The 23,617-nt window shown below is 45.9% G+C and carries 24 protein-coding genes; 5 read left to right on the top strand and 19 right to left on the bottom strand.

Annotated elements, in window-relative coordinates; genetic code table 11:
• Positions 1-72 precede the first annotated feature (72 nt).
• The 14 genes from QY97_RS10480 to paaK form a co-directional block, all read right to left on the bottom strand.
• Positions 73-849 (bottom strand): enoyl-CoA hydratase-related protein, encoded by a 777-nt coding sequence (locus tag QY97_RS10480; RefSeq protein ID WP_039229965.1) that lies wholly within the window; start codon positions 847-849, stop codon positions 73-75.
• Between the two features lie 155 nt (positions 850-1,004).
• A complete protein-coding gene (gene pcaF / locus QY97_RS10475; RefSeq protein ID WP_039229962.1) occupies positions 1,005-2,210 on the bottom strand; it encodes a 3-oxoadipyl-CoA thiolase in 1,206 nt (401 codons plus the stop codon).
• A complete protein-coding gene (locus QY97_RS10470) occupies positions 2,207-3,079 on the bottom strand; it encodes a 3-hydroxyacyl-CoA dehydrogenase (RefSeq protein ID WP_039229960.1) in 873 nt (290 codons plus the stop codon). Before QY97_RS10470 ends, pcaF begins: the two co-directional genes overlap by 4 nt.
• Positions 3,080-3,178: 99 nt before the next feature.
• Complete coding sequence (locus QY97_RS10465; RefSeq protein WP_039229958.1) at positions 3,179-4,696, bottom strand: aldehyde dehydrogenase family protein; 1,518 nt, start codon at positions 4,694-4,696, stop codon at positions 3,179-3,181.
• Positions 4,697-4,711: 15 nt separating this feature from the next.
• Positions 4,712-5,485 (bottom strand): enoyl-CoA hydratase-related protein, encoded by a 774-nt coding sequence (locus QY97_RS10460; RefSeq protein WP_039229955.1) that lies wholly within the window; start codon positions 5,483-5,485, stop codon positions 4,712-4,714.
• Positions 5,486-5,499: 14 nt separating this feature from the next.
• On the bottom strand, positions 5,500-6,276 hold the full coding sequence (locus QY97_RS10455) for an enoyl-CoA hydratase/isomerase family protein (RefSeq protein WP_039229952.1): 777 nt from the start codon (positions 6,274-6,276) through the stop codon (positions 5,500-5,502).
• A complete protein-coding gene (locus tag QY97_RS10450) occupies positions 6,276-6,581 on the bottom strand; it encodes an EthD family reductase (protein ID WP_039229949.1) in 306 nt (101 codons plus the stop codon). Before QY97_RS10450 ends, QY97_RS10455 begins: the two co-directional genes overlap by 1 nt.
• A gap of 17 nt (positions 6,582-6,598) precedes the next feature.
• On the bottom strand, positions 6,599-7,102 hold the full coding sequence (gene paaD, locus QY97_RS10445; RefSeq protein WP_408606263.1) for a 1,2-phenylacetyl-CoA epoxidase subunit PaaD: 504 nt from the start codon (positions 7,100-7,102) through the stop codon (positions 6,599-6,601).
• A 29-nt stretch (positions 7,103-7,131) separates the two neighbouring features.
• Entirely contained in the window at positions 7,132-7,944 is an 813-nt protein-coding gene (gene paaC, locus QY97_RS10440; RefSeq protein ID WP_039229942.1) for a 1,2-phenylacetyl-CoA epoxidase subunit PaaC, read from the bottom strand.
• On the bottom strand, positions 7,941-8,285 hold the full coding sequence (paaB, locus tag QY97_RS10435) for a 1,2-phenylacetyl-CoA epoxidase subunit PaaB (RefSeq protein WP_039229940.1): 345 nt from the start codon (positions 8,283-8,285) through the stop codon (positions 7,941-7,943). Before paaB ends, paaC begins: the two co-directional genes overlap by 4 nt.
• A 23-nt stretch (positions 8,286-8,308) precedes the next feature.
• On the bottom strand, positions 8,309-9,265 hold the full coding sequence (gene paaA / locus QY97_RS10430; RefSeq protein ID WP_039229937.1) for a 1,2-phenylacetyl-CoA epoxidase subunit PaaA: 957 nt from the start codon (positions 9,263-9,265) through the stop codon (positions 8,309-8,311).
• A gap of 249 nt (positions 9,266-9,514) precedes the next feature.
• Positions 9,515-9,754, bottom strand: coding sequence for a ferredoxin (locus tag QY97_RS10425; RefSeq protein WP_039229934.1), 240 nt, complete (start codon positions 9,752-9,754; stop codon positions 9,515-9,517).
• A gap of 36 nt (positions 9,755-9,790) precedes the next feature.
• Positions 9,791-10,825: an NAD(P)/FAD-dependent oxidoreductase gene (locus tag QY97_RS10420; RefSeq protein WP_046128722.1), complete on the bottom strand. Its 1,035-nt coding sequence runs from the start codon at positions 10,823-10,825 to the stop codon at positions 9,791-9,793.
• A 35-nt stretch (positions 10,826-10,860) separates the two neighbouring features.
• A complete protein-coding gene (paaK, locus tag QY97_RS10415; protein ID WP_039229931.1) occupies positions 10,861-12,189 on the bottom strand; it encodes a phenylacetate--CoA ligase PaaK in 1,329 nt (442 codons plus the stop codon).
• A 412-nt stretch (positions 12,190-12,601) separates the two neighbouring features.
• Here paaK and QY97_RS10410 point away from each other — a divergent pair, with 412 nt between their 5' ends.
• Positions 12,602-13,057 carry a PaaI family thioesterase gene (locus QY97_RS10410; RefSeq protein ID WP_315849912.1) on the top strand — a complete coding sequence of 152 codons (456 nt, stop codon included), beginning with the start codon at positions 12,602-12,604 and terminating at the stop codon, positions 13,055-13,057.
• 44 nt (positions 13,058-13,101) lie between these two features.
• Here the strand turns inward: QY97_RS10410 and QY97_RS10405 are convergent, their stop codons facing one another.
• From QY97_RS10405 to QY97_RS10390, 4 genes are all read right to left on the bottom strand, one after another.
• Entirely contained in the window at positions 13,102-13,569 is a 468-nt protein-coding gene (locus QY97_RS10405) for an S-ribosylhomocysteine lyase (protein WP_039229925.1), read from the bottom strand.
• 61 nt (positions 13,570-13,630) lie between these two features.
• Positions 13,631-14,233 (bottom strand): YybH family protein, encoded by a 603-nt coding sequence (locus tag QY97_RS19560; RefSeq protein WP_052728957.1) that lies wholly within the window; start codon positions 14,231-14,233, stop codon positions 13,631-13,633.
• A 198-nt stretch (positions 14,234-14,431) separates the two neighbouring features.
• Positions 14,432-15,112, bottom strand: a complete 681-nt coding sequence (locus QY97_RS10395) for a response regulator (protein ID WP_039229921.1) — start codon at positions 15,110-15,112, stop codon at positions 14,432-14,434.
• Positions 15,113-15,139: 27 nt separating this feature from the next.
• Positions 15,140-16,294: a sensor histidine kinase gene (locus tag QY97_RS10390; RefSeq protein WP_039229916.1), complete on the bottom strand. Its 1,155-nt coding sequence runs from the start codon at positions 16,292-16,294 to the stop codon at positions 15,140-15,142.
• Between the two features lie 473 nt (positions 16,295-16,767).
• On the opposite strand from QY97_RS10390, the gene QY97_RS10385 reads away from it, so the two are divergent.
• Positions 16,768-17,418 (top strand): YigZ family protein, encoded by a 651-nt coding sequence (locus tag QY97_RS10385; RefSeq protein WP_039229912.1) that lies wholly within the window; start codon positions 16,768-16,770, stop codon positions 17,416-17,418.
• Positions 17,419-17,539: 121 nt separating this feature from the next.
• The gene (locus tag QY97_RS10380) at positions 17,540-18,529 is read left to right on the top strand and encodes an LCP family protein (RefSeq protein WP_046128503.1); all 990 of its coding nucleotides are present in this window, start codon (positions 17,540-17,542) and stop codon (positions 18,527-18,529) included.
• Positions 18,530-18,681: 152 nt separating this feature from the next.
• On the opposite strand, the gene QY97_RS10375 is transcribed toward QY97_RS10380, so the two are convergent.
• Positions 18,682-19,734 (bottom strand): glycosyltransferase family 4 protein, encoded by a 1,053-nt coding sequence (locus tag QY97_RS10375; protein WP_039229908.1) that lies wholly within the window; start codon positions 19,732-19,734, stop codon positions 18,682-18,684.
• A gap of 510 nt (positions 19,735-20,244) precedes the next feature.
• Here QY97_RS10375 and secA2 point away from each other — a divergent pair.
• Together secA2 and QY97_RS10365 are read left to right on the top strand one after the other, a co-directional pair.
• Positions 20,245-22,599 (top strand): accessory Sec system translocase SecA2, encoded by a 2,355-nt coding sequence (gene secA2, locus QY97_RS10370; protein WP_039229905.1) that lies wholly within the window; start codon positions 20,245-20,247, stop codon positions 22,597-22,599.
• A gap of 3 nt (positions 22,600-22,602) precedes the next feature.
• Entirely contained in the window at positions 22,603-23,505 is a 903-nt protein-coding gene (locus QY97_RS10365) for an accessory Sec system S-layer assembly protein (RefSeq protein ID WP_039229903.1), read from the top strand.
• Positions 23,506-23,617: the final 112 nt, after the last annotated feature.

The following is a 23,617-nucleotide window of genomic DNA, read 5'->3' as shown; positions in this document are numbered from 1 at the left end:
TGATTTCACTCTTTCCCTTGTTCGTCTATCACTTACTCCCCATTTTAAGCTTATTTTGTTATATTGAAAAGCTTATTTTCCCTGAAACTGCGGCTCACGCTTCTCACTGAAGGCTTGCAGTGCTTCTACGCGGTCTTCTGTCGGAATCGTTAATTCATATGCTTTCGTTTCAATCGCCATGCCTGTTTGGATGTCTGTGTTCATTCCTTGCGTGATGGCATACTTCGCTTGCTTCACAGCGACCGGTCCGTTCTTCATAATATCCTGCGCCAGCTGTTCACATGCAGCCATCAGCTCTTCCTTCTTCGCTACCTTTAAAATAACGCCGAGCTCTAAGCCTTCTTCCGCTGTAAAGCGCTTCGCTGTAAAGATCAGCTCCTTCGCCTTCATTGGTCCCACTAGTCTCGGAAGGCGCTGTGTGCCGCCGGCTCCTGGAATGATGGCCCAGCTTGTTTCTGTAAGACCCATCTTCACGCCTTCAGCTGCAATCGGGAAGTCACAAGCAAGCATCAGCTCAAAGCCGCCGCCAAGCGCATAGCCGTTAACCGCTGCAATGGTCGGCTGCGGAAGAGCAGCAATGCTGTTGAATACATCGCGGATCGCTTTTACGTTCCGTCTTACTTCTGTTTCATTTAAGGTTTTGCGCTCTTTTAAATCTGCTCCCGCACTGAACGCCTTTTCCCCTGCGCCTGTAAAGATCACGACACGCACTTCAGGGTCAATAGCCAGTTCATCCACAACCTCTTGAAGTCTGCGCAATGTCGGGTAATCAAAGCAGTTTAACGCCTCAGGACGGTTAACTGTTACGTAAGCAATGTTGTTTGACTTTTCAAATAGAATGGTTGACATAATCTTCTCCCCCTTATAAAGAAAAGCTGCCCGGCAAGGCCGCTGCTCTTCCATTGTTGCTGTGAAAAAGAGGGCCGGCGCTTGAAGGACAGCTTCGTGTGAAAGTGTTGTCCAGGAAACGGCGTACTGACCGCTTCCTAGAACGATAGTTTGCTTTATTCGTTTATATTTTCAACGATGGCTGCAATTCCCTGGCCGACACCGATACACATCGTGGCAAGGCCGTACTGTTCATTGCGCTTCTTCATTTCATAAAGAAGTGTGGTTAAAATGCGGGCACCGCTTGCGCCCAGCGGATGGCCAAAAGCAATCGCTCCGCCGTTTACGTTCACCTTGGAATCGTCAAGCTCGAGCTGCTTGATGCATTCCAGTGATTGAGAAGCGAAGGCTTCATTCAATTCAACAAGACCTAAGTCATTTACAGACAGGTTAGCACGCTGCAGCGCTTTTCGAGAAGCATAGATTGGTCCTAAGCCCATAACCGCCGGCTCAAGTCCAGCTGTCGCACCGACTACATACTTCGCCATCGGCTTAAGGCCCAGTTCCTTCGCTTTTTCTGCACTCATGATTAATAGGGCAGATGCGCCGTCATTGACGCCTGATGCGTTTCCAGCTGTTACTGTGCCGCCTTCAAACAATGGACGCAGCTTCGCAAGCTTCTCCATTGTTGTTTCTGGACGCGGATGCTCATCTGTATCTACAACGATTTCATTGCCTTTTCTATCTTTATAGACAACAGGTACGATTTCATCGGCAAAGCGGTTTTCTTCTACCGCTTGCTTCGCGCGCATTTGGCTCTGGTAAGCAAATGCATCCTGGTCTTCACGGGAAATGTTATAGCGCTGAGCTACGTTCTCCGCTGTTTGAGGCATGGAGTCTGTTCCATACATTTCTTCAAGCTTTGGATTGATGAAGCGCCAGCCGATCGTGGTATCGAACATTTCCATGTTTCCACGCGGGAAATCCTTCTCCGGCTTGCCCATAACGAATGGGGCACGCGTCATGCTTTCTGTTCCTCCGGCGATGAAGATATCTCCTTCGCCGACTGCGATCGATCTGGAAGCGTAAAGAACCGCATCCAAGCCAGAACCGCAAAGACGGTTTAATGTCGTTCCGCCGACTTCAACTGGAAGACCAGCAAGCAAAGCAGACATTCTTGCGACGTTACGGTTATCTTCTCCTGCCTGGTTCGCATTTCCGAAGATCACTTCTTCGATTTGCTCTGGCGGAAGACTTGGGTTTCGTTCAAGCAGTGCTTTGATGACAACGGCACCAAGGTCGTCTGGACGAATGTCCTTTAACGCGCCTTTGTACCTTCCAATAGGTGTACGAACAGCATCTACAATAACTACTTCTCTCATTTTTTAACCAGCTCTTCTTTCTGTGTATAGTCGTATACGCCTTTTCCGCTCTTGCGGCCAAGACGGCCTGCTTTTACATACTGCTCAAGCAGCGGTGCCGGACGATATTTTTCTCCCAGCTTTTCATGCAAGTATTTCAGGTTGTTTAGGCGGGCATCTAAGCCAACAAGGTCAACCAGTTCGAATGGTCCCATTGGATAGTTCAAGCCAAGCTTGATCGCTTTATCAATTTCCTCTGGCGTGCCGAGCCCTTCCTGCAGCATGTAGAAGGCTTCGTTTCCAACAAGTGCGCTGATGCGGCTTGTAACGAATCCAGGGAACTCGTTAATAACAACTGTTTCTTTGCCCATATTCTCCGCCACTTCCCGGATGACATCTGCTGTTTCATCATTTGTTTCTAGGCCGCGTACGATTTCCACAAGAGGCATCTTATGTACCGGATTGAAAAAGTGCATCGCAATTGTTCTCTCCGGACGTTTAGCATAAGAAGCAATCTCTGTTGGGCTCATCGTCGATGTATTAGTTGCAAAGTAGCAGTGCGCCGGTGCGTGCTCTTCAATCGTTTCAAATACGTTTCTCTTAATTTCTGCTTTTTCTGGAACCGCTTCAATAATTAAATCTGCATCAGAAGCAGCGACTGATAAATCCTGAACGAATGCTAAATTCGCACGAGCTTCCTGCGCTTTTTCTTCTGTAATCTTTCCGCGTGATAAACCTTTATCAAAAATAGTGTTGATTTCCTGCTCAGCGTTTTTCAAAGCTGCTTCATTGACGTCGACGACCTTCACAGAGTAGCCGCCAACTGCTCCAACGTAAGCAATTCCTCTACCCATGACACCAGAACCAACTACAACAAGATTCTTAATCATTCTCTTCTTTTCCCCCTTAATGTAAAGATACGGACAGATAGCTTAAAGCCTCTGCCCGTACAAATTACTCTGTCCTCAGGACCCTAGTAAATAATGATCTTATAAACCTAGTGGATTCAATGGACGAGAACCGAAGTAAGACACAATGCTCTTTGTTTCTGTGTAAAGGTCTAGTGACTCGATAGACAATTCGCGACCGAATCCAGACTGCTTGTATCCTCCGAATGGTGTGCCTGGGAAAGCAGAGAATGGGCAGTTCACCATAACGATACCTGCTTGAATTTGTTTAGCTACACGAGTAGCTTGTGCTCCGTCTTTTGTCCAGACAGCAGAGCCAAGGCCGAACACTGTATCGTTCGCAAGCTTGATCGCTTCTTTTTCGTCTTTAAACTTCATGACAACAACAACTGGGCCAAAGATTTCTTCTTGTACCACTTTCATGTCATGGTTCACATTAGCGATAACTGTTGGCTCATACCAGAAGCCATTTTCATAGCCTTCCGGATGTGCTTGCTTACCGCCAGCTAAGACTTCAGCACCATCTTCGATAGCTGATTTCACATAGCCGTCAATTGTATCTAATTGATCTTGGTCGATAATCGCACCCATGTGTGTACCTTTATCGAATGGGTCGCCAAGCTTAATTTGTTTTGCTTTTTCTACGAATTTGCTCATGAACTCATCATAGATGTCTTCATGTACGTATAAGCGGGAACGTGCTTCACAAGATTGTCCGCTGTTATAGAAAATTCCGAATAGTGAACCATCAACAGCTGCATCGATGTCTGCATCAGGGAACACTAGGTTTGGAGACTTACCGCCAAGCTCAAGTGTTACACGCTTTAACGTGTCAGATGCTTTCTTCATGATGTCTTTACCAGTTGGTGTAGAACCAGTGAATGCCACTTTGTCTACTTGTGGATGTTCAACCAGGTAGTTACCTACTTGTGAACCAGATCCAGGAACGATGTTTACGACGCCAGCAGGTACGCCTGCTTCTAGGCAGATTTCACCAAGAACGATCGTTGTTAGCGGCGTAAGAGAAGCCGGTTTAACGATAACAGAGCATCCTACCGCGATAGCTGGAGCGATCTTCCAAGCAGCCATCATCATCGGATAGTTCCATGGAGTGATCTGCGCGCACACACCAACAGGCTCTTTCTCTGTGTAGTTTTGGAATTGGCCTGGCATGTTGTTTACTGAACCGCCATGACCAACGATAGCGCCTGCATAGAACTCGAAATCTTCAATTGCTTGAGATACTTGTCCTTGTGCAGCAGCGATTGTCTTACCTGTATCTAGAACCTCTAATTCTACAAGCTCGTTGAAACGAGAACGCATGATAGAAGCGATTTTATTTAATACGCGAGCACGTTTGCCAACAGGGTATTTCTTCCACTTGCCGTTATCGAATGCTTCACGCGCTGCTTGCACAGCTCTTTCTGCATCTTCTTGAGAAGCTTTAGCTACCTCTGCAACTAACTCACCTGTCGCCGGGTTATATGTTTTGATTGTTTCGCCTGTGCTGCTCTTTACTTTTTCACCGTTGATAACTAAATGATAAAAGTCTCTCTTTACTGCTTCTTGTTCTACAGTTGTTTGTTGAGATGTTGCCATGTCATTCCACTCCCCTTATTTTCCTGTGAATACAGGTGTTCTTTTTTCCAGAAAAGCATTAATGCCTTCTTGATGATCCACTGTCAGGGCAGCCGTGCGCTGACCTTGAGCTTCAAATTCCAGGTAATCTTCAAATGAAAGAGTAGAAGCTGCTTTCAATGAACGCTTAATTAGGCCGATCGCTTTCGTCGGCATGTTCGCAAGACGAGAAGCGAATTCATTTACTTCATCTGTAAACGTTTCTGCTTGAATCACTCGGTTCGCCAAGCCCAGCTCTTCCGCTTTGCCGGCAGGAATCTTCTCTCCTAAAATCGCAAGCTCTGCTGCTTTCGCTTGGCCAACGAGCTGCGTTAGGAAATAGATGTTCCCCGAGTCTGGAATCAGACCGATATGAACAAATGCATTAACGAAACTTGCTTTCTCTGAAAGCAGTCTGAAGTCACAAGCAAGAGCTAAGCTGAAGCCTGCACCGGCAGCTACTCCGTTCACTGCTGCCACGATCGGCTTTTCGCATGCTTTAATCTGCTTGATCACGGGCGCATAATGCTTTCTGATCATATCGCCGTAATCCGTGTTAGGTTCGATTTCGCTTAAATCCTGACCGGCACAGAAGCCGCGTCCTTCACCAGTAATAACAATGCAGCGAACTTCGTCATCCTTAGAAGCATTCTTCACCGCATCCTTTACCTCGCGAAGCATCTGCGCTGTGAATGAATTTAACTTATCGGGCCGGTTTAAATATAACCAAGCGACCCCATTTTCGACATTATAGCGGATCGTTTCAAACATTCGACAAATCCCCCTTACTTCCCTTCAAAATTCGGCTTCCTTTTTTCCACAAACGCATTCATGCCTTCTTTTTGATCTTGAGAAGCAAACAGCAGATAGAAGTTCTTCCGCTCATACTGCATGCCTTCATATAACGGATAATCTACGGCTTTGTTGACCGAATCCTTGATGAGACGAACGGATAGCGGCGGCTGTTTGGCGATCCTTGCAGCAAGCTTCAGCGTTTCTTCCATCAATAGTTCAGGTGCTACAATCTTGTTAATGATGCCATGCTCCTTCGCTGCTACAGCTGGGATTCGCTCCCCTGTCCATAACCACTCCAGTGCTTTTGTTCGGCCAACCAGCTTTGTCAGCCTTTGTGTGCCGCCCGCTCCCGGCATTACGCCAAGCGATACCTCTGGGAAAGAAAACTCTGTTCCGTCGGCCGCAATCAGGATGTCGCAGCTTAACGCTAACTCAAAGCCTCCACCGAACACAAAGCCTTGAACAGCTCCGATAATCGGCTTCTTAATAAGGGAGATTTTGTCCCATTCGGCAAATTGGTTCAGCAGTTCCAGACGAATCGGGTCGTCTTTTTCCATTTCATCAATATCCGCACCAGCTGAGAAGGCCCGTCCTTTTCCTGCAAGGACAATGACGCGGACTTCTTCATCACGATCAAAGGCTTCTAAGGCTTGGACAATCTCAGTTACCATTTGCCGTCTTAAAGAATTCAGCTGACGGGGGCGATTCAGTTCAATAACCCCCGTGCCGTTTGTTACGGATGTTTCAATGAATTCGAAACGGTTCATTACTCAACATCCTCGCCGATCATTAAGGTTACAAGGTCACCTGCAAATCCCATTACGTCTTTGCCGGACGCTTTTCCTTCTTCTGAACGCATGCCGTTCTTTAAATCTTCCATGCTATCATAGATCATTTCGCACATTAGATAGTATTCCGGCTCGCCGCCCATCGCGGAACCAGTAAACTTTGTTACTTTCATTTCGCGAAGGCCAGGGATCTTCGCTGTAAGCGGGCTGTGTACGTTAAAGTAATGATCATCAAATTTCTCTTTGTCTTGTGGCTGTTTGTACAGTGCAACTACCTTTGCCATTCTCCATCTTCCTCTCTCTACATCATTGTCGAAACCGGTTTCATTGCTTCGAATGGATTCTTACAGCTCTTGCAATATAGAATGCTTCGGCAAGCGGTCGGTCCGAAAATGTTATCCATCGTGACATACGTCGAGCCGCAATACGGACAATCTACATGCCAGCTGCCATCCTCTTCAAAGTGCTCCGGCGGCGGGGCAATCCCAAATTTGCGCAATCCTTTATGACCTTCATCTGTGATTCGATCGGAAGTCCATGGCGGATTGTAAATAAACTCTACCTCTACTTTATCAATAAACGGTAGCTCTTTTAAAGAATTTTCTGTGTTTTTCTTAATAATTTCTAATGCTGGGCACCCTAAGAAGGTTGGAAGCAGCACAACTTTCACTTCGTCCCCTTCTAAGGATGCGCTTTCTACCATTCCAAGATCGATAATGCTTACTGTATCAATCTCTGGGTCTTTCACGTTTTTCAACGCTTCGTATATCTTCCGTTCATTTAATGATTCAATAGGTGTAGCCATCATTGAACACCTCTTTATAAGTTGTTAAATTACCAAGCTGCTGCAGGGTCCAGGCGATACACTTCTGAAAGCGTCGTGAGCGCTTCTGTTAAGTCTTCCGTATGTTCACCGTTACGGCCGTTTTTCTCTGATGCTGCCGGGATAGCAGGCACTTCCATGCCAAGAGATTCAAAGACCGGCTTCATTCTTTCTGTCCAATTAGCTTTAAGCTCTTCTTCTTTCGCGATCAGGCCTTCCTTCTCAATCGCATCCTTTGCGTTTCCGTAAGAGAAGATATCGCCGAAATCCTTCATAACAAGCTCAATCGCATTGTTCATTCTGCGCTTTGCTTCATCTGTAGAGCTAAGCAGCTGAGTGAACCAAAGCTTCCAGTGCATAAGGTGGTAGTAAAGCTCCATGCTCACCTTCACGGCTGTTTCAGCAAGCGGCTGGTAAGAGCTTGTGCGCAAGGAATCAATTTTTACTTTTTTGGCTTGTGCGTAGAAGAAGTTTCTTACTACCGCATAAGCCCAATCGTATTCTGGTGTTTCCAAGTAATAGCCTTCTCCGTTCACACGCTCTGCTAGCACGCTGTTCTTTCTTTCCTCTGCCGGGCGCGCATGAGCAAGTGCATCCGCGTTCCCTTCACCAAGATCTTCTAGAAGCTTATAGTACATAGCCGCATGACCCATTGTATCCTGGCTGATCGAAGAAGAAGCAACGTCCTCTTCAATATGAGGCGCTAGTCCAAGCCACTCGGAACCGCGGAAAGATAGTAAGAAATCGTCATCTGCTAATTGGAATAAAAGAGTTTTTAAAGCTTCTTTGTACTCCGGACTTAATACGTTTTCTGCGTTGCTCATTTCTTCTTTCCTCCCCACGACATGATTTCTTTTTCGTCAAGCATTTGCTGTTCGTATTTACGCCACTTCTTCTTTAAGTATCCGTAGCCTTTTGCTGTACGGTACTCTTTATTATCAAGGCGGTTAAGCGTTAGTTTCTCTTCCTCATTCATCCCTCTGATATGCTTGCGGTTAACGACCCAAATGTCCGCTACCGGCTCACGGCGCATAAAGTTCTCCTGCGCCATAATCATCGCCATATCTTCATTTGGAGCAAGCAAGCTGAACTGGTGTTGAAAACCAGAGCTTGGTGTCCGTTTGCTAAATACTTCATATTCTTGATAGAAGGTTTTTTCTGACATGTTTCATCTGCTCCTTTCCGTTATTAGCTGATCGTCGCTGCAAGCGCGTCGCGTACCCATGCATTTGTTTGATAAGATGTTCTGCGTAAGTTCAGGCGTGCCTGAGAGCGTGCTCCTTCATTTCTGGCAACCGCTTTCAGCTCTGACCAATCCGGCTCCTGGTATACCCATACTTCCTTCTCTTCATTGTAGTGCATTGTCTTATCAGGAAGTTCCAATCCAAGAGATAGAATGCGTGGAACATATTTAGTGAAGAAATCCTGTCTTAACTGCTCGTTTGTCTTTGTTCTGATTTTATATTTGATCGTTACGTCTTGTTTAGATGTTCCTAGTGTTTCTTTTGCAGCCGGTCCGAAGAAGACTAATAGAGAGTTCCACCAGCGGTTTAGCGCATCCTGGATCATCGCTCTTTGCTCATCTGTTCCTTCAGCCAGTGCCATAATAATCGCCTCACCGTGCTGTGCGTGGAATACTTCTTCTGCACAGATGCGGTGAAGTGCTCTAGCATACGGTCCGTAAGAAGCGTTCAGCATATCTGTTTGTGTGATGATAGCCGCACCGTCTACGAGCCATCCGATCAAGCCAGCGTCTCCCCATGTTCTCGTTTCTGCATGGAACACGTTGTGGAATTTCAATTTGCCAGTGAACAGATCCTGCATTAAGTCACCGCGTGTTTTGCCGTAAGGCTTCAGCAAGTCTTCCGCTACGCGAAGTAGAAGCTGACCGTGACCCATTTCGTCCTGAACCTTTGCCATAATGCCAAGCTTTCTGTGTAAAGATGGCGCTTTTGGTACCCATTCCTTCTCTGGAAGCGCTCCCATGATTTCGCTCATTCCGTGCATGGAAATCAGCTTGATTAGCGTTGTACGGTACTCTTCCGGCATCCAGTCATCGGCTTCAATTTTGATTCCTTTTTCGATCTTCTCCATAAACCGTTCCATTTTTTCTTCTTCAGTTGCTGCTAACGCAAGATTAGTCATTGTCTAATCCTCCTTTAAATTTATCCTATAAAGTAAAGAGCATTTTTATATAACATTTATATAACGTTATTATAATTTATTGTTATATTAAATGCAATTATATTCTGATAACTTTTTTAAAAATTTTTATCCATTTTTCTAACAAGTTTTTCTACCCGCTGCTATTCACGCTTAAAAAAAGCGTTCGCCCCTAGAGACAAACGCTTTTTTCTTTCTTATTCTATGCTAAAAGAAGTATTATGTTTCCGATTACAAATCATCTGGATCAAATGGCTCGTCGCCTACTTTAATAGATTCTGTAGGGCAGCCTTCCATTGCATCCTCTAAATCATCATATAACTCCTCTGGCACTTCTGCCTTCCCCTGGTTATCATCGAGGATCACAAAAGATAGACCTTCATCATCATAATCAAAAATATCTGGTGCACTCGCCCCGCAAGCGCCGCAGGCAATGCAAGTATCTTTATCTACAATGGTGTATTTAGGCATGATGTGTTGCTTCTCCTTTCCCTGTACTGTCTTGAATTATTTTGCCGCTTTGGCAGCTTTTTTCTTTTGTGTTTCCGGGTCCATGACAGAAGTGCTGTGAAGCGGCTGAACTTTAGACTTCGGATCAATGTACACTTTCGCATTGCTGATTGCAGTAGGCGCTTCACCAAAACCGCTGGCAATCAGCTTGACTTTCCCGTCGTATGTACAAATATCGCCCGCAGCGTAAATGCCTTCGATATTCGTTTCCATACGGGAATTGACTACGATGCTGTTCTTTTCGATTTCGAGTCCCCACTCTTTAATTGGTCCAAGAGAAGAAACGAATCCGTAAGTAACGATGACGTCATCTACATCAATCACTTCTTTGCGCTCGCCCTTTACTTCCTCAAGCACAACTTGTTCGATCCGGTCTTCACCAATGAGCTCAGTCGGTACAAATGGTGTTAGAACGTTTACCGCTGAATTCTTCATTTGTTCTACGCTGTGCTCGTGTGCACGGAACTTGTCCCGGCGGTGAGTCACAGTGACCTGCTCCGCAATCGGCTCAAGCATAAGCGCCCAGTCTACAGCGGAGTCGCCGCCGCCGAAGATTTGAACCTTTTTGCCGGCAAACTTGTTTAAGTCATTGACGAAGTAATGCAGATTCTTTCCTTCGAACTTCTCGGCTCCTTCTAGCTCAAGCTTTCTCGGCTGGAAAGCGCCGTTTCCGGCCGTGATGATGATCGTCTTCGTTAAATGCGTGCCTGCATTCGTTGTGATCTTAAATACACCATCTGCCTGCTTTTCCACTTCCTGAACAGATTCTTCTAAGCAGATCGTTGGGCTAAATTGCTCCATTTGTTCTACGAGGTTATCTACGAGCTCCTGTGCTCTCACTTTTGGAAAGCCGGCCACATCGTAAATATACTTCTCTGGATAAAGAGCAGACAGCTGGCCGCCAAGCTGCGGGAGACTTTCAATAATCTTGCATGACATCTGTCTCATCCCTGCATAGAAAGCAGTGAATAAACCGACAGGCCCTCCTCCAATAATCGTGGTGTCAAAAATTTGCTGGTTGTTGTCAGACATTCTTTCGTTCCTCCTAACTTCAGAATATTCTTTTATTATACACCGACTGCGCCAGAATTTCTAAGGTCTACTACACGAATAGCCTTTCCTTCTGATCTTGGAATCGCTTTCGGTACATTAAAGACAACATCCATCGTTACGAGGCAAGTGTTTTTCATTGCATGCTGGATTTGCTTTCTCATTTTCATGATTGTTTCATGATTGAGATCCTGCGCGATTTCTTCGTAAAGCTGTCCGTCTACTTCCACGTGCAGCTCTGCTCCATCCATTGTGCCTTTTCTCAATAAATGAATTTGATAGTTTGGTGCAAGCCCTTTCACTTCTAGCAATACGCGTTCGATTTCGGAAGGGAATACGTTTACACCGCGGAGAATAATCATGTCATCTGTACGTCCTTTTACTCGGGACATTCTTACAGTTGTACGTCCGCATGCGCATGTTTCGCGTGTGATGGAAGCAATGTCTCCTGTACGATATCTGATAATTGGAAACGCTTCCTTAGTTAAGCTAGTAAAAACAAGCTCGCCATCTTGTCCCTCAGGAACGGGCTGCAATGTTTCTGGATCGATGACTTCAACAAAGAAGTGATCCTCTTGAATGTGTAATCCATCTTGTGCTTCCTGACATTCAATCGCTACGCCTGGCCCCATGACTTCGCTCAATCCATAAATATCTACCGCTTTGATGTTGAATGTCTGCTCAAGCTTCTCGCGCATCGCTTCTGACCAAGGCTCTGCTCCAAAGATGCCGTACTCTAAAGATGTTTCTCTCGGATCAAGACCCATGTCGACCATCTTCTCTGCAATATTCATCACGTAAGATGGTGTACCAGCAATACCTCTTGGCTTGAAGTCTTGAATTAACGTAATTTGTCTGTCTGTGTTGCCGCCAGAAATTGGAACAACTGCTGCTCCAAGCTTCTCTGCTCCGAAATGCAGCCCAAGTCCGCCTGTAAATAATCCATATCCGTAAGCGTTATGGAAAATATCAGATTTCCGTCCGCCTGCTGCTACGATTGAACGGGCAATGATTTCTCCCCACATGTCAATGTCGTTTTGTGTATAACCTACAACTGTCGGCTTTCCGCTTGTACCAGAGGAACCATGGATACGCACCACTTCCTCTTGGGAAACAGCGAATAATCCAAATGGATAGTTATCACGTAAATCTTGCTTTTTCGTGAAAGGAAGTTTTTGAATGTCTTCTAAGCTATTAATATCCTGCGGCGTAATGCCAAGCTCGTTGAACTTGTTTCTATAAAATTCGACATTATTATAAACCTTTTCCACCGTCGTTTTTAGTCGATTAATTTGCAGTTCTTCCTTCTTTGAACGTTCCATAGATTCAAATGCTGGATTATACATCTGCATACCCCTCCGTTGTTTAATAATCTCTTGCTACAATCCGTCTTGCGTGCTCATCATTTATAACACTTTGACAACGCTAAATTAAATTACGTAATATAGGTAAATTTTAAAATCTTATGAGAGCGTTGTCAATATCAAAATTCTGAAAATTGGTATTAAAATTTATTTTTATATAGTTTTTATTCTGATTTTTTACAGTCTTTTCCTTTGTTTTAAGCAGAATTACAGATACCTTAAACAGAAAATAAATGATTAACTAAGTAATAGACCAATGACTGAACTGTCTGAATCTTGTGTTTACATTCTCTCTTACTTATGTTAACTTGTAACGTGATAAATAACAACATAAGATTGACCGTTTTTTAAAACGTTTGATCATTATTCTTAAAAACAGAAAGAGGCGTTGACATTGACGAAGCAGTTAGATGAAGCAGTGATTCATGATACGCATTATGATCAGATTATGGAAACTATGCAAAAGGAACCGTATGCCAATCATTTAGGCATTCGCTTAACGGATCTTGGAAAGGGAACGGCTTCCGCCGAATTGGTCATTGAGGATTATATGCTGAATGCTCACGGCACTGTTCACGGAGCTGTTATGTTCGCCCTTGCTGACTATGTGTTTGCGGCAGCGAGCAACTCGTACGGCAAAGTCTCGGTCGGTTTATCTACTAACATGAATTTCATGGCTCCCGGCTTAAAAGGGAGTATTTTAACCGCTACAGCCACAGAGGCAAAGAAAACCCGCCGTATCGCCTGGTACCGCATTGCTGTGGAAAGTGAAGGCAATCTCCTGGCTACAATGGAAGCAACTGTTTACCGAAAAGAACAGTTCTTCGTCCCAGTCGATGAAGATAAATAAAAAAACTGCCGGCTTCGGCAGTTTTTTTATACGGTCTATTTAGATTAAAATACTTCCGTCCACTCATCACGCTTCGAAAGCATGTAACGGGCCAGCTCCTTGGCACCTTCTAAGCTGTGGCTTGCCGCCCATCCGCATTGCACTTCATTGCAGGCTGGGACTTCTTCTGCTTCAAGCACATCCTTCAACGTTGCTTCGACAATGCGCAAAACATCCTCGTAATCGTCATGATTAATGAGAGACATATAGTAGCCTGTCTGACAGCCCATCGGTCCCACATCCACAATCTTGTCTGAATGGTTGCGGCTGAATTCAGCCATCATATGCTCCAATGAGTGAAGAGCCGGCATTTCCATATGCTCCTTGTTTGGCTGTGAGAAGCGCAGGTCATATTTATGAATTTTATCCCCGCTTTGTCCTTCGACAACACCGGCTAACCGGATGTAAGGGGCTTTTACTTTCGTATGGTCCAGGTTAAAGCTTTCTACGTTCATTCGTTTTTGTTCAGACATGTTCTTCGCTCCTTCTCTATAAGTTATTTTCATTATATCAATTTTACTGTTCTTTCACAGGCTATTTCATGGCGGATAAAGCGGTATGCTTCCAGCCGTCCTCTTCCTTTGCAAACACCATAATTTGCCGTGTCGTTTCTTCTAGTTCTTTTCCTTTGTCGGCATCTTTGGTCGTTGATTTCATAACTACAAATACGTGCGCTTCCTTCTCATCTTCATTATATTGAATAATCTTCACATGCTCGGGATTCATCTTCGCATCAAAGGTGTCGAACACTTGCTGCACATAGGCCCGCTCTTCCTCATGGTTGAACGAAGCATTCTCGGAAATCGTCTCCATATAAGCATCTATATCTTCATTATTGAAGGCTTGTACATACTGATCCAGTACAGCAAGAATCGCTTCCTTTTCCTCCGGAGGAATATTATCTGCTTCCTCAATCGGCTGCTTCACGGTTGTCGTTCCGTTAGCCGCTCCATCGGTCTCTGACTCTGTTTCCTCCGCCGTCTTTGCTTCTTGCTCTGGAGCATCCTGCTGTTCCTCTTCGCCCCCGCAGCCCGCCAAAAGAACACCGGCAAGCAACGCGCAGCCCATCCATCTATACATCAGCGTCTTCACGTCCTTTCTTGCCCTATTGTACGCTACATGCCCGTTCTTTCTCAACCATTGCTTCTTCCTGCTTACTTGTGAGAAATGGTCCAGGGGAATCATTTCACTCACATCCAGTATTTTCATCTCGAGAGATCTGTGATACAATTTACATAATACTTTTATCACAAGGAAATAGCAGGCCATCGATCCAGCTTAAACAGCATAAAAAAAGCTGCTTCAGAAGAGACCTCTTCCAAAGCAGCTTATACTTTATCGTACTTCTACCCAGCCTTTTTTGATCGCAGTGACCACTGCTTGTGTACGGTCATTTACGTTCATTTTCTGCAGGATATTGCTCACATGGTTCTTTACGGTTTTCTCGCTGATATACAGGGCTTCCCCAATGCCGCGGTTACTCTTTCCATCCGCAAGCAGCTGAAGCACCTCACATTCCCGGCGAGTCAATAAGTGAAGCGGGCGGCGAACCTCCACTTGCTGGAATCCTTTGCCCTTGCCTTCATCATTCGCCAGGCGGCGGTAATCGGCAATTAAGTTCGGAGTCACACGCGGGTGCAAGTAAGAGCCTCCCTCTGAAACGACCTTAACAGCTTCGATTAATGCGTCTCCGTCCATTTCTTTTAATAAGTAACCCATTGCACCTGATTTGAGCGCATGTGTAACATAGTTCTCATCGTCATGAATCGAGAGAATGATAATCTTCGTGTCCGGATACTTATCCACGAGGCTGCGTGTAGCTTCTACGCCATTGACCTCCGGCATGTTAATATCCATGAGCACCACATCCGGCTGATATTGTTCAATCAGAGCGGCTGCCTCTCTGCCGTCTCCGCCTTCAGCTACTACCTCGAACGTTTCTTCAAATTCTAGAATCCGTTTAACCCCTTCTCGAAACAATTGATGGTCATCAATAATGACGATTTTCGTTGTCATTGTCGTTCCTCCCTTAAAATTCAGCATCTACTCAACAATTGGGACGCGGATAATGACAAGCGTCCCCTCATCCGGCTTAGAGCGAATGGATAAGTCTCCTTCAAGCAGCTCTAGACGCTCTTTCATCCCCATGATGCCAAATGAGTGATTTTTCTTTTGTTTAATATCAAAGCCACGGCCGTTATCTTTAATAAGAGCCAGCACATGGTGTTCTTTAATTTCTAGTTTTACAGAAATCTCGGTAGCTGCAGAGTGTTTCAGCGCATTCTGAACCGATTCCTGAATTAAACGAAATAACGCTACCTCTAATTTAGAAGGAAGACGTCTTTCACTTCCCATATTGTGAAAATGGATAGTCGTTGATTGATTGACTGACTGAATATGTTCTTCGATGGTGGCTAAATACTTCTTTAATGTAGGAATAAGCCCCAGGTCATCCAGCGCCATTGGACGCAAGTCATAAATAATCCGCCGAACCTCATACAGCGCAGCATGAACCATCTTTTTCAAGTTGCGGATTTCTTTCATCGCTTCGTCTCCGCCGCGCTCCCGGTAGATTCGCTCAATCAAGTCGGAACGAAGCAGCACATTGGCCATCATTTGTGCCGGGCCATCGTGAATTTCACGAGACAGCCTCTTTCTTTCCTCTTCTTGAGCCTCCATAATCTGCAAGCCAAATCCCTGCTTTAACCGGGCATTCTCCAGCTCTTCGCCAATTTGCTTCATATCCTGGGTTAAATAATTCAAGACGACAGATACTTGCGAGACGAGATGCTCCGCTCGTTCGATGGTGCATTCTACCGTGCGCAGGCGGCGCTCTAATTCGTTCCTTCTATCAAGAAGCTGTTTCTCCTGCTGTCTGGAAACAAGCAGCTTCACCTGCAGGTCATGAGCTCTTTCATATGTCTCCCGCACCCGTGCTTCAGAATATGTATGGAAATTCTTGCTTACGCTAGACAGCTGATTTCTTGCCAGCCGGGCTTTTCTTTCAAGTTCTTCCTGCTCTTCAATTAATTCATGGACTTGAGTGCGTACTTGTGCAAGCTCAGCAGACAACGTCTCATAGTCATCCCTGCTCTGTTCAGCAATGCTGAACAGCTCTTTTTTGCTTTGGTCGACCGTTACAATCATCTTCTCTACGATTGTATCAAGTACTGGTGTATGAACATTTTTTAAAGACATCGTATAATCCCTTTCTCGACTTCTATTCTATCCCAGAGGTTCCATGTCATAGAAAGAACACCTGAGGCCAGATGTTCAGACCGTTCGCCCCTGAAGTAATGGAGACAAGAGAAGTTCAAGCTCGGCGCGATTCCTTCAGAAAACCGACACCCATCTGTACAGCCTATTCACCAACAAGTACGTAAAGCCGTGGGACTTGTCCGGCATCAGCCGGGTATACATATAATGAAACCATGTTCATTATATCATTCTTGCAAAATCCGTACATTAAAGTTTCATGACTGTTACATTAAAAAGATTTCCTCTTGCCGGTCATTAGACGTATTACTTTTCTCTTGATCTGTTTTTATATATGATAAAGTAGTTCACACTAAAGAAACTAATTACCCGTTTTTTTAAACGGTAAACCTATTTTTTCTAAGATTTTTTCACTATTTTTGAAATGGTACCCTATATGATTGGAGGAATGGAGGATGCTCCCTCATTACTATACAGTAAAAGGCTACGGTGAAGCAGAAATTATCATCCAAAAATCCCGGTTTATCGCCTACGTATCCAGAGCGGAAACAGAAGAAGAGGCTCAGGCATTTATTGCAGACATTAAGAAGAAGAATTGGAACGCTACGCATAACTGTTCCGCCTACATGATCGGAGAGAACAACCAAATCCAGAAAGCGAACGATGACGGGGAGCCGAGCGGCACAGCCGGACTGCCGATACTCGAAGTGCTGAGAAAACGCGACTTGAAGGATACGGTCGTTGTCGTGACCCGTTATTTCGGAGGCATTAAGCTCGGTGCCGGCGGATTGATTCGTGCTTATGGCAAAACCGCTTCCGAAGGCGTAAACGCGGCCGGCGTAGTGGAACGCCGCTTAATGAAGGTGATGGAGACGACCATTGACTATACATGGCTTGGCAAAATCGAAAATGAAATCCGCTCCTCTGTCTATGAGCTGAAGGATATTCATTACCTGGATACGGTAAAGGTCGAATCGTTTGTAGAGGAAAGCCAAACAGAGGCGTTTGCCGCGTGGATAACCGAATTGACGAATGGACAAGCTGAGATTAAAGAGGGTGATCTTCTTTATCAGGAGCATCTCGTCACAGACGCCAACGACTCATGAAAGAAATGGAAATAGAATTTACGGTGGTCGTATTTCGTAGTAAAATGGATGTTAGTTTGTCACTTTCTTTCATATTGTGTAGCGGTCAGTAAGCCGCACTATTACTAAAGGAGCTAACGATATGTCTGCGTCAACAGATAGACAGCGTATGCAGAAGAAGCAGAGAAAACGAAAAAAACGCCGGCTTGTCGCCTTTTTTATCCTGCTGCCCCTTGTGTTTCTTGCTTTTACCGCAGCTGGATATGGGGCTTTTTTATACAACAAAGCCGAAACCGTTCTCACGGATTCCTATGCTGATGATGGACGCGAGAAATCACCGCTGCGTGATGCCGAGGTGCATCCGCTCAATGATAACATCTCGATCCTGTTTATCGGCTTAGATGAGAGCGAAGTACGAGAGAAAAAGGACTTATCCCGCTCAGATGCCCTTATGCTTGTTACATTAAATGTAGAAGAGAAGTCCATCAAGCTATTAAGCATCCCGCGCGATTCCTACGCCTACGTCCCAGCGATGGGGTATAAGACGAAAATCAACCATGCCCATGCTTATGGCGGACCGCCTGCAACGATTGAAGCCGTTGAGGAGCTGATGGAGGTACCAGTTGATTATTATGTCCGTATGAACTTCTATGCATTCATGGATGTGGTTGATGCTCTCGGCGGTATTCAATACGATGTCCCATTCGCCATTTCTGAGAAAAACTCCCACGATATTCATAATGCCATTCAGCTTGAACCAGGCTATCAAAAGCTAAACGGCGAGGAAGCACTCGCACTTGCGCGTACACGCCAGTACGATAATGACATTGAACGAGGCAAACGCCAGCAGGAGCTGCTGCAGGCGGTGATTAAAAAAGCCCTCTCCTTCAATTCCATTACGAAGTACGACGAAATTCTCGAAGCTGTCGGCACGAACATGAGAACGAATATGACCTTCAGCGAAATGAAGTCTCTGATCAGCTACGGCAGCGGCGGTAAGCTCGATTATGAATCGTTAACCTTAGTAGGGGACAACGGCGAAATGTCAAACGGCGCCTATATTTATGTCCTCGACGAAGTAGAGCTGGAAGTCGTCAAACGCAAGCTCCAACGACACCTTGAACTCGACTAGCCACTAAAACGAAAGCGGAGAAGCTCATAAGGCTTCCCCGCTTTTTATTTTTGCTTGATGCTTTTGTGCTTTAAAGTACTGGGGGACTGTCCCCCACTGCTTTAAAGCATGAAAAAGCCGCTGCTTTCACCGCAGCGGCTTTAGTACTTCATTCAGTTTTTCTTCATGCGCGGGCGCATCATGAAGTTCAAAAGTGGTTTATAGTTGGAGCCGACAAGGCCGATACTTTCGACAAACAGCTCAATGGCTACGATGAGCACCGCAATCAGTAAGAATGCACCCCATACCGTTGCCATAGAGAAGATGATCGCTGCCAGGCCGAACATCGAAGCAATTGCATAGATGATCAGCACCGTCTGCTTGTGCGTGTAGCCCATGCGCAGCAAGCAATGATGCAAGTGCGATTTGTCCGGAGCAGAAATCGGCTGCTTGTTTAACTTTCTTCTAATAATAGCAAAGAATGTATCAGAAATCGGTACACCAAGAATAATAATCGGGATGATTAATGAAATAACAGTAACGTTTTTGAACCCGAGCAGAGAAAGCACGGCGATAATGTACCCAAGAAACAGCGCGCCCGTATCTCCCATGAAGATCTTTGCCGGATGGAAGTTATAGCGCAGAAAGCCGAGCGTGCTGCCGAGTACAAGCAGCGCAATGCTCATAACGTACAGGTCGCCTTTCATCGCGGCCATCAAGCTGATGGTCAACAGTGCAATAGAAGATACGCCAGCAGCGAGCCCGTCCAGCCCATCAATCAGGTTGATGGCATTTGTGATACCGACAATCCAAAGAATGGTCAGCGGTACGCTGAGGAAGCCGAATTCCATCTCACCGCCGAATGGCAGCGTAATAAATTCCATGTGCACTCCGCCGTATACAACAACGACCAATGCCGCTAGAAGCTGGCCGCCAAGCTTTAATTTAGCAGATAATTCGAAACGATCGTCCAAAACACCCGTAACGATAATAATAAGACCACCAATAATGATCGCTGCATTATAAGGTGATTGCGGCTGCAGGATCCACACACCGATCATGAAGCTAAAGAAGATCGCTAAGCCGCCCATACGGGGCATGATTCTCTGGTGAACTTTACGGTAATTCGGTTTGTCGACCGCACCAACAGCAATCGCCATCTTTTTCACAAGCGGCGTGATTGCCAATGAAGCTAATATACAAATGATAAAAGCGAAGAAAACCATGCAGTACCTCCTCCAACTGCAGCAATGACAGTTACGACTAATAATTAATGTTGTTATTCGTTCATTTTTAATATTGTGCATGTTATTTCGTGTATTTATAAAAACAAGCTCCCGCTTCGTTGCTGTTCTTTCTTCATTAACTCACTTCACTTTCACATTATAATGCCTGATAGGAATAACTTCCATAGAAAATGACCAAAATCGGTCATTTTTCCTTTCCCAAATTTTCGGCATTTTAAACAAGAAAACGACAAAGCCCTCTCTTTATTGTCACAATCCTCAAGATATATTAGTCATCCCATGCTCCTTTTGGTAAAATAAAATAATGATTTTATATATTTCCTTTATTAACAAGCCTTGTGTCAACCGAACATCCCGGGCCGATGGGCCATGCTTGTCTCTCTAAGCGGAAAGCCTGATTACGGCTGGGTTAAGCCGTAATCGGGGGGACGAGACGCATGACACTTCTGCCCGTTATTGAATTATTCTCTTCAAGGGAGCGTCACATATATGATTTCGTTTTTTAAGAAACTGGGGAATTCTAACGATCAACGTTTGAAAAAATATTACAAATTAGTGAACAAAATCAATGAGCTTGAACCAGCCTTCGAAGCGCTTTCCGATCAGGAGCTGAAGCAGCAGACAGAAACGTTCAAGGAACGGCTGGCCAACGGGGAAACGATTGATGATTTGAAGGTAGAAGCCTTCGCCGTCGTCCGTGAAGCGGCCAAGCGCGTGCTCAACATGCGCCATTATGATGTGCAGCTCATCGGTGGCCTCGTGCTTACAGAAGCAAATATTGCTGAAATGGCAACCGGTGAAGGAAAAACCCTCGTGGCTTCTTTACCGAGCTATTTGCGTGCTTTAGAAGGCAAGGGAGTGCATGTAATCACTGTTAACGAGTACCTGGCTAACCGCGACCGTGAAACCATTGGCCCCGTACATGAATTTCTTGGCCTATCAGTCGGCCTTAACGTACCTTTAATAGCGCCGGATGAGAAACAGGAAGCCTACAATGCGGACATCACCTACGGCGTCGGCACAGAGTTCGGCTTTGACTATTTGCGTGATAATATGGTGTGGCATCCGAACCAGCGTGTTCAGCGCCCCTACCACTTTGCCATTATTGATGAAGTGGACAGCGTCCTCATTGATGAAGCCAAAACACCGCTCATCATCGCAGGCAAAATGCCGGCAAGCGCTGATTTGCATGTGATCGGCGCCCGTGTCGCTAAACGCTTTGTCAGAGACGAAGACTACCACTTTGATGAAGAAACGAAAGCCGTCAGCTTAACGGAGAAGGGCATTGAAAAAGTCGAGAAAGCATTTGGCATCGACAACCTGTATGAATTAGAGCACCAGACCTTGTATCACTACATGATTCAAGCCGTTCGCGCGCATGTGATGTTTGAGCGGGATGTGGATTATATCGTGAAGGAAGGCAAAATCCAGCTCGTCGATATGTTTACCGGACGAATCATGGAGGGCCGGACATTAAGCGATGGCCTCCATCAGGCGATCGAGGCAAAGGAAGGCCTCGAAATCACAGAGGAGAACAAAACTCAATCCTCTATTACCATTCAGAACTATTTCCGCATGTACCCGTACCTTTCCGGCATGACAGGAACAGCGAAAACTGAAGAAAAGGAATTTCAGCAGGTCTACAATATGGAGGTCGTGCAGATTCCGACGAACCGGCCGAAGCAGCGCGTGGATATGGACGATAACGTCTACGCCACGAAAGAGGAGAAATACAGAGCGGTCACGAAAGAGGTGCAAAGGCGGCATGCTAACGGTCAGCCGATCTTAATCGGCACAACCTCCATTCTGCAGTCGGAAAAGATCGCTGATTACTTAAAGGATGCTGGTCTTGAGTTCGAGCTCTTGAACGCCAAAAGTGTGGAGCAGGAGGTCGAGCTAATTTCGAGAGCCGGACAGAGAAATCATATTACGATTGCCACCAACATGGCGGGCCGCGGAACGGATATTCTCCTTGGAGAAGGCGTAGCCGAGCTTGGCGGCCTGTTCGTTCTAGGAACAGAACGACATGAAAGCCGCCGCATTGACAATCAGTTAAAAGGCCGGTCCGGACGACAAGGCGACCCCGGCACGAGTCAGTTCTTCATTTCTCTCGAGGACGACATGTTCCGCCGTTTTGCGAAGGACGACCTTGAGAAGTTTTCTAAGAAAATGGAAACCGATGAGGACGGCCTCGTCCTGAATAAGAAGGTTCACGAACTAGTGGACCGCACCCAGCGCATTGTGGAAGGCGCTAACTATGCTATGCGGGAATATAACCTGAAGCTCGATGACGTCATTAATGAGCAGCGCGGAATCATCTATACGCTGCGCAATAAAGCGGTGGATGAAGAGCAGCACTTTGACCGTTTCCTCTCTATTTTGGATGAGGCGGTCCACGGCGAGATCGACCGGCTTTGCCCGGAAGATGAACCTGAGGAAACCTGGCAGGTCGATCAGTTAGCAGGCAATGTCAGCGCCATCCTTGGCGGCCGGCCGGTTCAGCTTCCAGAAGAAGTCATCAGCCGGAAAGAAATCAAGGAACCGATCGAGCAGGCGCTAGCCGCATATAAGGAAGAATTGTCCACAGCTCACGAGTCTCATTGGGATGAATATATTAAGCGGGTCATACTGTCGACTCTGGACCGTCTATGGGTGGGACACCTAGAGAACATGACACGCTTAAAGGAAGGTATCGGTCTCCGCTACTACCAGCAGGAAGACCCGATGAGAATCTATGCACGGGAAGGCTTGCAGCTGTTTAAAGACATGTACCACCAGCTCCATAAAGACATTGCCATTCGGTTCGGAGCGGCATTCAATGAGTGGCATAAGAAAGAGGTGTGAGGAATGTTTCCTTTTTTCAGGAAGAAACAAACAGAGCTTGACCAGCTGAAGAACGAAGGACGGGAAAGCGCCGTCCAGTCCAGTGAAATCACTGGCACGGATGCAGGAGAGTCGTCCCGGGAAGTGGAAACCGAGCTTTCCCTCCATCCTGCTTTTCAAATCTCAAAAGAGCAAATGTATGTACTTCGCTTTTTAAACAACGAACTGCCGCCGCTGAAGGCCAATCAGCTGGCACTAGCCGGCATTGAATGGGCGGAACAGCCGGACGGATTGGCTGTCACTGCCTTTGTCCGCAACTCAGTGAACAATGGGGTGAAGCTGACTTCTATTCCCCTTCTTCTGATCAATGAGAAAGAAGAAGTAAAAGCAAGACATTATTTTGACCTGAGCGGTTTGGGTGAAATCCCCGCGGCCAGCAGCCGGCCGTGGACATTTGTTTTTCCACCTGCCTCTGTTGATCAGCAGGTTGAGCTTGGCCGAGAAAACTGGACGCTTGCTTTTGACTTGTCAGTAGAGGAGCACACGTTAGATTTAGCCGAATCATGGGAAGCCTCCTTGCCCGAAGAGGAGAAAAGGAAGCTAGAAGACATTGTGGAGCAGCTCGGCGCCCCGCGCAAAAGTGAATTGAACCTGACGGGCCTTCAGGCGAACATTGCTGAAGATGGCCAGCTCCATACAGTCGTCTTGCTCCGCAACGGGCACAGCCGGACCATTCACATTGACAAGCTCCCGCTGCAAGTGCTTAACGGCCAGCAGGAAGTCATTGCAGAAGGCCAGTTCCACTTTGATTCCTTTGAAGTAAAAGGAAATACAACAAAACCATGGACGTTTATTTTTCAAGGAGAACTGATAAAAAAAGAGCAGCCTGACCTCTCCGAATGGAGCATTCGCGTCAAGCCCGTCTAATACAAAAAGCCAGCCTCGATTTAAAGTGTACCCTATAGAGTAGACACCAAAAAAAGTCTACCTATAGGGTACTTTTTTGTATAATTAAGAAACACAACTAGAGATAACATGG

This window comes from Bacillus thermotolerans (assembly GCF_000812025.2).
GTDB classification, from domain to species: Bacteria; Bacillota; Bacilli; order Bacillales; family Domibacillaceae; genus Quasibacillus; species Quasibacillus thermotolerans.
Note: the sequence above shows the minus strand (reverse complement) of the source record. Positions and strands in the feature narration are given on the sequence as shown.

Excerpts from the sequence above, each read along its gene's own strand:
- QY97_RS10480 (WP_039229965.1), bottom strand. The coding sequence starts at position 849 with ATGTCAACCATTCTATTTGAAAAGTCAAACAACATTGCTTACGTAACA.
- pcaF (WP_039229962.1), bottom strand. The coding sequence starts at position 2,210 with ATGAGAGAAGTAGTTATTGTAGATGCTGTTCGTACACCTATTGGAAGG.
- QY97_RS10470 (WP_039229960.1), bottom strand. The coding sequence starts at position 3,079 with ATGATTAAGAATCTTGTTGTAGTTGGTTCTGGTGTCATGGGTAGAGGA.
- QY97_RS10465 (WP_039229958.1), bottom strand. The coding sequence starts at position 4,696 with ATGGCAACATCTCAACAAACAACTGTAGAACAAGAAGCAGTAAAGAGA.
- QY97_RS10460 (WP_039229955.1), bottom strand. The coding sequence starts at position 5,485 with ATGTTTGAAACGATCCGCTATAATGTCGAAAATGGGGTCGCTTGGTTA.
- QY97_RS10455 (WP_039229952.1), bottom strand. The coding sequence starts at position 6,276 with ATGAACCGTTTCGAATTCATTGAAACATCCGTAACAAACGGCACGGGG.
- QY97_RS10450 (WP_039229949.1), bottom strand. The coding sequence starts at position 6,581 with ATGGCAAAGGTAGTTGCACTGTACAAACAGCCACAAGACAAAGAGAAA.
- paaD (WP_408606263.1), bottom strand. The coding sequence starts at position 7,102 with ATGGCTACACCTATTGAATCATTAAATGAACGGAAGATATACGAAGCG.
- paaC (WP_039229942.1), bottom strand. The coding sequence starts at position 7,944 with ATGAGCAACGCAGAAAACGTATTAAGTCCGGAGTACAAAGAAGCTTTA.
- paaB (WP_039229940.1), bottom strand. The coding sequence starts at position 8,285 with ATGTCAGAAAAAACCTTCTATCAAGAATATGAAGTATTTAGCAAACGG.
- paaA (WP_039229937.1), bottom strand. The coding sequence starts at position 9,265 with ATGACTAATCTTGCGTTAGCAGCAACTGAAGAAGAAAAAATGGAACGG.
- QY97_RS10425 (WP_039229934.1), bottom strand. The coding sequence starts at position 9,754 with ATGCCTAAATACACCATTGTAGATAAAGATACTTGCATTGCCTGCGGC.
- QY97_RS10420 (WP_046128722.1), bottom strand. The coding sequence starts at position 10,825 with ATGTCTGACAACAACCAGCAAATTTTTGACACCACGATTATTGGAGGA.
- paaK (WP_039229931.1), bottom strand. The coding sequence starts at position 12,189 with ATGTATAATCCAGCATTTGAATCTATGGAACGTTCAAAGAAGGAAGAA.
- QY97_RS10405 (WP_039229925.1), bottom strand. The coding sequence starts at position 13,569 with ATGTCTGAACAAAAACGAATGAACGTAGAAAGCTTTAACCTGGACCAT.
- QY97_RS10395 (WP_039229921.1), bottom strand. The coding sequence starts at position 15,112 with ATGACAACGAAAATCGTCATTATTGATGACCATCAATTGTTTCGAGAA.
- QY97_RS10390 (WP_039229916.1), bottom strand. The coding sequence starts at position 16,294 with ATGTCTTTAAAAAATGTTCATACACCAGTACTTGATACAATCGTAGAG.
- QY97_RS10385 (WP_039229912.1), top strand. The coding sequence starts at position 16,768 with ATGCTCCCTCATTACTATACAGTAAAAGGCTACGGTGAAGCAGAAATT.
- QY97_RS10380 (WP_046128503.1), top strand. The coding sequence starts at position 17,540 with ATGTCTGCGTCAACAGATAGACAGCGTATGCAGAAGAAGCAGAGAAAA.
- QY97_RS10375 (WP_039229908.1), bottom strand. The coding sequence starts at position 19,734 with ATGGTTTTCTTCGCTTTTATCATTTGTATATTAGCTTCATTGGCAATC.
- secA2 (WP_039229905.1), top strand. The coding sequence starts at position 20,245 with ATGATTTCGTTTTTTAAGAAACTGGGGAATTCTAACGATCAACGTTTG.
- QY97_RS10365 (WP_039229903.1), top strand. The coding sequence starts at position 22,603 with ATGTTTCCTTTTTTCAGGAAGAAACAAACAGAGCTTGACCAGCTGAAG.